The 5,726-nt window shown below is 61.3% G+C and carries 5 protein-coding genes; 4 read left to right on the top strand and 1 reads right to left on the bottom strand.

The window, feature by feature from the left end:
* Positions 1–110: 110 nt before the first annotated feature.
* On the bottom strand, positions 111–1,952 hold the full coding sequence (locus J4E53_RS29560) for a potassium transporter Kup (protein ID WP_371919237.1): 1,842 nt from the start codon (positions 1,950–1,952) through the stop codon (positions 111–113).
* A gap of 335 nt (positions 1,953–2,287) precedes the next feature.
* Between J4E53_RS29560 and rimO the strand changes: the two genes are divergently transcribed.
* The 4 genes from rimO (at position 2,288) to J4E53_RS29540 (ending at position 5,654) form a co-directional block, all read left to right on the top strand.
* Positions 2,288–3,628 carry a 30S ribosomal protein S12 methylthiotransferase RimO gene (rimO, locus tag J4E53_RS29555; protein WP_003198379.1) on the top strand — a complete coding sequence of 447 codons (1,341 nt, stop codon included), beginning with the start codon at positions 2,288–2,290 and terminating at the stop codon, positions 3,626–3,628.
* A 237-nt stretch (positions 3,629–3,865) separates the two neighbouring features.
* The gene (locus tag J4E53_RS29550) at positions 3,866–4,339 is read left to right on the top strand and encodes a GNAT family N-acetyltransferase (protein WP_060738940.1); all 474 of its coding nucleotides are present in this window, start codon (positions 3,866–3,868) and stop codon (positions 4,337–4,339) included.
* An 83-nt stretch (positions 4,340–4,422) separates the two neighbouring features.
* On the top strand, positions 4,423–5,133 hold the full coding sequence (locus J4E53_RS29545) for an rRNA pseudouridine synthase (RefSeq protein WP_103311297.1): 711 nt from the start codon (positions 4,423–4,425) through the stop codon (positions 5,131–5,133).
* Between the two features lie 59 nt (positions 5,134–5,192).
* The gene (locus J4E53_RS29540) at positions 5,193–5,654 is read left to right on the top strand and encodes a DUF1456 family protein (RefSeq protein ID WP_053182473.1); all 462 of its coding nucleotides are present in this window, start codon (positions 5,193–5,195) and stop codon (positions 5,652–5,654) included.
* The last annotated feature ends 72 nt before the right edge of the window (positions 5,655–5,726 follow it).

The raw sequence follows: 5,726 nt of genomic DNA, 5'->3' as shown, positions 1-5,726 counted from the left end.
TCGCGAGCAAGCTCGCTCCCACAGGGGCTTCATCCTGGCATCAGCCTGTGTGTCGCCCACAAAAAAGCCCCCGCCGCCGCAAGGCAACGAGGGCTTTTGTTTTCCTGATGCTACATCTCGACCTGCGTCCCCAGTTCAATCACCCGGTTCAACGGCAGATTGAAGAAACGAAGGTTGCCGTTGGCATTTTTCAACATGAAGGCGAACAGTATCTCGCGCCAGCGGGCCATGCCCTCAAGCTTGGAGGCGATGACGGTCTCGCGACTGAGGAAGTAAGTGGTGCGCATCGGACTGAAGTCCAGGTCATCGAGATGACAGAGCTTGAGCGCCTGCGGAACGTCCGGCTCATCGGTGAAACCGAAGTGCAGGATCACCCGGAAGAACCCTTCGCCATAGGCATCGACCTCGAAGCGCCGCTGCGGTGGCACCCGGGGAATGTCTTCGTACACCACGGTCAGCAGCACCACCTGCTCATGCAGCACCTGGTTGTGCAATAAATTGTGCAACAGCGCGTGAGGCACAGCGTCCGAACGCGCGGTCAGGAACACGGCGGTGCCCTGGACCCGGTGCGGCGGCTGCACACGGATGCTGCTGATGAAGATCGGCAGCGGCAGCGCCCCTTCATCCAGGCGCTCCACCAGCAATTGCTTGCCGCGTTTCCAGGTGGTCATCAGCACGAACAAGGCAATACCGGCGATGACCGGGAATGCACCGCCCTGGATGATTTTCGGCACGTTGGCGGCGAAGTACAGGCCGTCCACCAAAAGAAAACCGATTAGCAACGGAACAGCCAACAGCGGCGGCCACTTCCACAACAGCAGTATCACGGCGGACACCAGGATCGTGGTCATCAGCATCGTACCGGTCACGGCCACGCCGTAGGCCGAAGCCAGCGCGCCGGAAGATTCGAAACCCAGCACCAGCAGCACTACACCCACCATCAACGACCAGTTCACCGCACCGATGTAGATCTGGCCCTGCTCGGCGCTGGAGGTGTGCTGGATGTACATGCGCGGGATGTAACCGAGCTGGATCGCCTGGCGCGTCAGGGAGAACGCGCCGGAAATCACCGCTTGCGAGGCGATCACCGTGGCCAGGGTCGACAGGCCCACCAGCGGGAGCAGCGCCCAGCTCGGCGCCAGCAGATAAAACGGGTTGCGCGCCGCTTCCGGGTCGCCCAGCAACAACGCGCCCTGGCCGAAGTAATTGAGCACCAGCGCCGGCAATACCAGGATGAACCAGGCACGGGCAATCGGTTTGCGGCCGAAGTGCCCCATGTCGGCGTACAGCGCTTCGGCGCCGGTCAACGCCAACACCACGGCACCGAGGATCGCCACGCCCATGCCCGGATGAACGATAAAAAAACGCACGGCCCAGGCCGGGTTCACCGCCTGCAACACTTCTGGATGTTGAGCGATGCCGTACACACCCAGGGCGCCAAGCACCAGGAACCAGGTGACCATGATCGGGCCAAACAGGGTGCCGATCCGTGCAGTGCCGTGGCGCTGGATCAGGAACAGCCCCACCAGCACCACCAGCGACAAGGGCACCACCCAGTGATCGATGCCTTCGAACGCCAGGCCAAGGCCTTCAATGGCCGAGAGCACGGAGATCGCGGGCGTGATCATGCTGTCGCCGTAGAACAGCGCCGCGCCGATCAAGCCGCAGATCACCAGGAAGGTCCGCAGTCGCGCCCTTCCCGCCGCGGCTCGCCGCGCCAGGGCGGTGAGCGCCATGATCCCGCCCTCGCCCTGGTTGTCGGCGCGCAGCACGAACATCATGTACTTGATCGACACGACCCAGATCAGCGACCAGAAAATCAGCGACAGGATCCCCAGCACCCCATCGTGATTGACAGGCACGCCATAGGCACCGGAAAACACTTCCTTGAGGGTGTACAACGGGCTCGTACCGATGTCGCCATAAACCACTCCGACCGCCGCGACCAGCATGCTCAGCGGCTTAGCTGCCGAATGCTCGGCACCTGCCACCTGACTACTTGCATGACCCATCCATCACTCCCGTTTCCCAGACCTGGCTTCTTGAACGAAGCGCTATGTTTTGTTGCGGCAGCATGCGCTGTTTTACGTATTGTTACAGACGTTTTATTGACTGTAGCAATCGCCAGAACGCAAAGGCGCGAAGCATAGCGCAGCACTCGTCGCATTTCCCGGTATAAAGCTGGTCAAGTGCGTCGACCCTGGATAGAATTGCGCACTTTTTGATCAGAGGCGCGCCAGGCGCCCTGTCTCGGCAAGAGACGATCCCCCCTACACCGAGGTTAGACATGTCCACCACTACCGCGCCAGCCAATCCGAAGGTTGGCTTCGTATCCCTGGGTTGCCCGAAGGCTCTGGTCGACTCCGAGCGCATCCTGACCCAGCTGCGCATGGAAGGCTATGACGTCGTGTCCACGTACCAGGACGCCGACGTGGTCGTGGTCAACACCTGCGGCTTCATCGATTCGGCCAAGGCCGAGTCCCTGGAAGTGATCGGCGAAGCCATCAAGGAAAACGGCAAGGTCATCGTCACTGGCTGCATGGGTGTGGAAGAAGGCAACATCCGCAACGTGCACCCAAGCGTGCTGTCCGTGACCGGGCCGCAGCAGTACGAGCAGGTGGTCAACGCCGTGCATGACGTGGTGCCACCGCGCCAGGACCACAACCCGCTGATCGACCTGGTGCCGCCACAAGGCATCAAGCTGACCCCGCGCCACTACGCCTACCTGAAGATTTCCGAAGGCTGCAACCACAGCTGCAGTTTCTGCATCATCCCATCGATGCGCGGCAAGCTGGTGAGCCGTCCGGTGGGCGATGTGCTCGACGAGGCCCAGCGCCTGGTCAAGGCCGGCGTCAAGGAACTGCTGGTGATCTCCCAGGACACCAGCGCCTATGGCGTCGACGTGAAATACCGCACCGGCTTCTGGAATGGCGCGCCGGTGAAAACCCGCATGACCGAACTGTGCGAAGCCCTCAGCACTCTTGGCGTCTGGGTCCGCCTGCATTACGTTTACCCGTACCCGCATGTCGACGAACTGATCCCGCTGATGGCGGCCGGCAAGATCCTGCCGTACCTGGACATCCCGTTCCAGCACGCCAGCCCGAAAGTCCTCAAGGCCATGAAGCGCCCGGCTTTCGAAGACAAGACCCTGGCCCGCATCAAGAACTGGCGCGAAATCTGCCCGGACCTGATCATCCGCTCGACCTTCATCGTCGGCTTCCCCGGCGAAACCGAAGAAGACTTCCAGTACCTCTTGGACTGGCTGACCGAAGCCCAGCTCGACCGCGTTGGCTGCTTCCAGTATTCCCCTGTGGAAGGCGCACCGGCCAACGACCTGGACCTGGACGTGGTGCCGGACGACGTCAAGCAGGACCGTTGGGAACGCTTCATGGCGCACCAGCAGGCCATCAGCTCGGCGCGCCTGCAAATGCGCATCGGCCGTGAAATCGAAGTGCTGGTGGATGAAGTGGACGAGCAAGGCGCCGTGGGCCGCTGCTTCTTCGACGCGCCGGAAATCGACGGCAACGTCTTCATCGACAACGGCAGCAACCTCAAGCCAGGGGACAAGGTCTGGTGCAAGGTGACCGATGCCGATGAGTATGACTTGTGGGCTGAACAGATCGGTTGATCTGCCGCGCTTTACAGGCTGCTGCAATACCTGTGGGAGCCGAGCTCGCTCGCGATAGCGGTGCATCAATCAGCATGAATGTTGGCTGACACGACGCTATCGCGAGCAAGCTCGGCTCCCACAAGTTCTTTCATCGCCGAAAAATTGAAAAGCCTCGCCATCCTCACAGGATGCGGGGCTTTTTTACGGCTATCGTATGGAGAAACCCAGCACATCCAGCACAAGGAACAGGCGGACATGCGCCAGCATTCGGTCATCCATACACCGAAACCGAGCGATTACCAGGAACTGACCCAGGTTTGGGAAGCCTCGGTGCGGGCCACCCATGAGTTTCTGCCAGACAGCTACATCGAACTGCTGAAAAACCTGGTGCTCACCCGCTACCTGGATGCGGTGATGCTCATTTGCACCCGGGACGCGCGCCAGCGGATCACCGGTTTCGCCGGTGTCGCGGCTGGCAAGGTCGAGATGCTCTTCATCGACCCGCAACACCGTGGCCAGGGCCTGGGCAAGCTGTTGCTGCGCTATGCCATGGAACAGCTGAACGCCGATCAACTGGACGTCAACGAGCAGAACCCGCAAGCCCTGGGCTTTTACCTCAAGCAAGGCTTCGAAGTGGTCGGGCGCTCGGCAAAAGATGGTATGAACCAGCCCTACCCACTGCTGCACATGCGCTACAAGCAGCCCGACCTGAAGGCCGGACGCGGCTAAAAGCTGCATGAGGCAAATGGACCCGCGATTAACCGGCCCCAGGCAGGTACAATGCCCACCCTCTTTTTGTTACGGCCCCCGTCATGACTGACCCGATTCGTCTCTCCAAACGCCTCATCGAACTCGTCGGCTGTTCCCGTCGCGAGGCTGAGCTGTTCATCGAGGGCGGCTGGGTCACCGTGGATGGCGAAGTGATCGACGAGCCGCAGTTCAAGGTAACGACCCAGAAGGTCGAACTCGACGCCGAGGCCAAGGCCACCGCGCCAGAGCCGGTGACACTCCTGCTGAACGTCCCGGCCGGCATGGACGCAGACACCGCGATGGCCTCCCTTGGCCCGCAGACCCTGAGCGAAGAACATCGCTTCGGCAAGCGGCCGCTCAAGGGCCATTTCCTGCGCCTGACCGCCAGTGCCGACCTGCAAGCCAACGCGAGCGGGCTGCTGGTGTTCACCCAGGATTGGAAGATCTTGCGCAAGCTCACTGCCGACGCCGCCAAGATCGAGCAGGAATACGTGGTGGAAGTCGAAGGCGACATGGTCGCCCATGGCCTCAATCGCCTGAACCATGGCTTGACCTACAAGGGCAAGGAGCTGCCGGCAGTCAAGGCCAGCTGGCAGAACGAGAACCGCCTGCGCTTTGCCATGAAAAACCCGCAGCCCGGCGTGATCGCTCTGTTCTGCCAGGCGGTCGGGCTCAAGGTCGTCGCCATTCGCCGCATCCGCATCGGCGGCGTGTCCATCGGCAAGGTGCCGCTGGGCCAGTGGCGCTACCTGTCTGCCAAAGAGAAATTCTAATTTTTTCCGGCGCCGCACCGAACGCAGGCGCCCACTGCCGATTGATCAGGACTGCATACATGATTCACAACGACGTACTGCGCAGCGTGCGCTACATGCTCGACATCAGCGACAAGAAAGTCATCGAGATCATCAAGCTGGGCGGCCTGGACGTCTCCCTGGCGGACCTGGCGGGCTACCTCAAGAAAGACGAGGAAGAAGGCTTTGTGTTCTGCCCTGACGAGGTCATGGCGCATTTTCTCGATGGGCTGGTGATCTTCAAGCGTGGCAAGGACGAAAGCCGTCCGCCGCAGCCGATCGAAGTGCCAGTGACCAACAACATCATCCTCAAGAAACTGCGGGTGGCCTTCGAGCTGAAGGAAGACGACATGCACGCCATCCTCAAGGCCGCCGAGTTCCCGGTGTCCAAGCCGGAACTGAGCGCGCTGTTCCGCAAGTTCGGCCACACCAACTACCGCCCGTGCGGCGACCAATTGCTGCGCAACTTCCTCAAGGGCCTGACGCTGCGCGTTCGCGGCTGACTTTGAAGGACAGCTGAATCCTGCGGGCTTTTGTGGCGAGGGAGCTTGCTCCCGCTGGACGCGCAGCGTCCC

Source organism: Pseudomonas sp. FW305-28 (genome assembly GCF_017351395.1).
GTDB classification, from domain to species: Bacteria; Pseudomonadota; Gammaproteobacteria; order Pseudomonadales; family Pseudomonadaceae; genus Aquipseudomonas; species Aquipseudomonas fluorescens_AA.
This window is presented reverse-complemented; position numbering and strand designations above follow the sequence as displayed.

Excerpts from the sequence above, each read along its gene's own strand:
- J4E53_RS29560 (WP_371919237.1), bottom strand. The coding sequence starts at position 1,952 with ATGCTGGTCGCGGCGGTCGGAGTGGTTTATGGCGACATCGGTACGAGC.
- rimO (WP_003198379.1), top strand. The coding sequence starts at position 2,288 with ATGTCCACCACTACCGCGCCAGCCAATCCGAAGGTTGGCTTCGTATCC.
- J4E53_RS29550 (WP_060738940.1), top strand. The coding sequence starts at position 3,866 with ATGCGCCAGCATTCGGTCATCCATACACCGAAACCGAGCGATTACCAG.
- J4E53_RS29545 (WP_103311297.1), top strand. The coding sequence starts at position 4,423 with ATGACTGACCCGATTCGTCTCTCCAAACGCCTCATCGAACTCGTCGGC.
- J4E53_RS29540 (WP_053182473.1), top strand. The coding sequence starts at position 5,193 with ATGATTCACAACGACGTACTGCGCAGCGTGCGCTACATGCTCGACATC.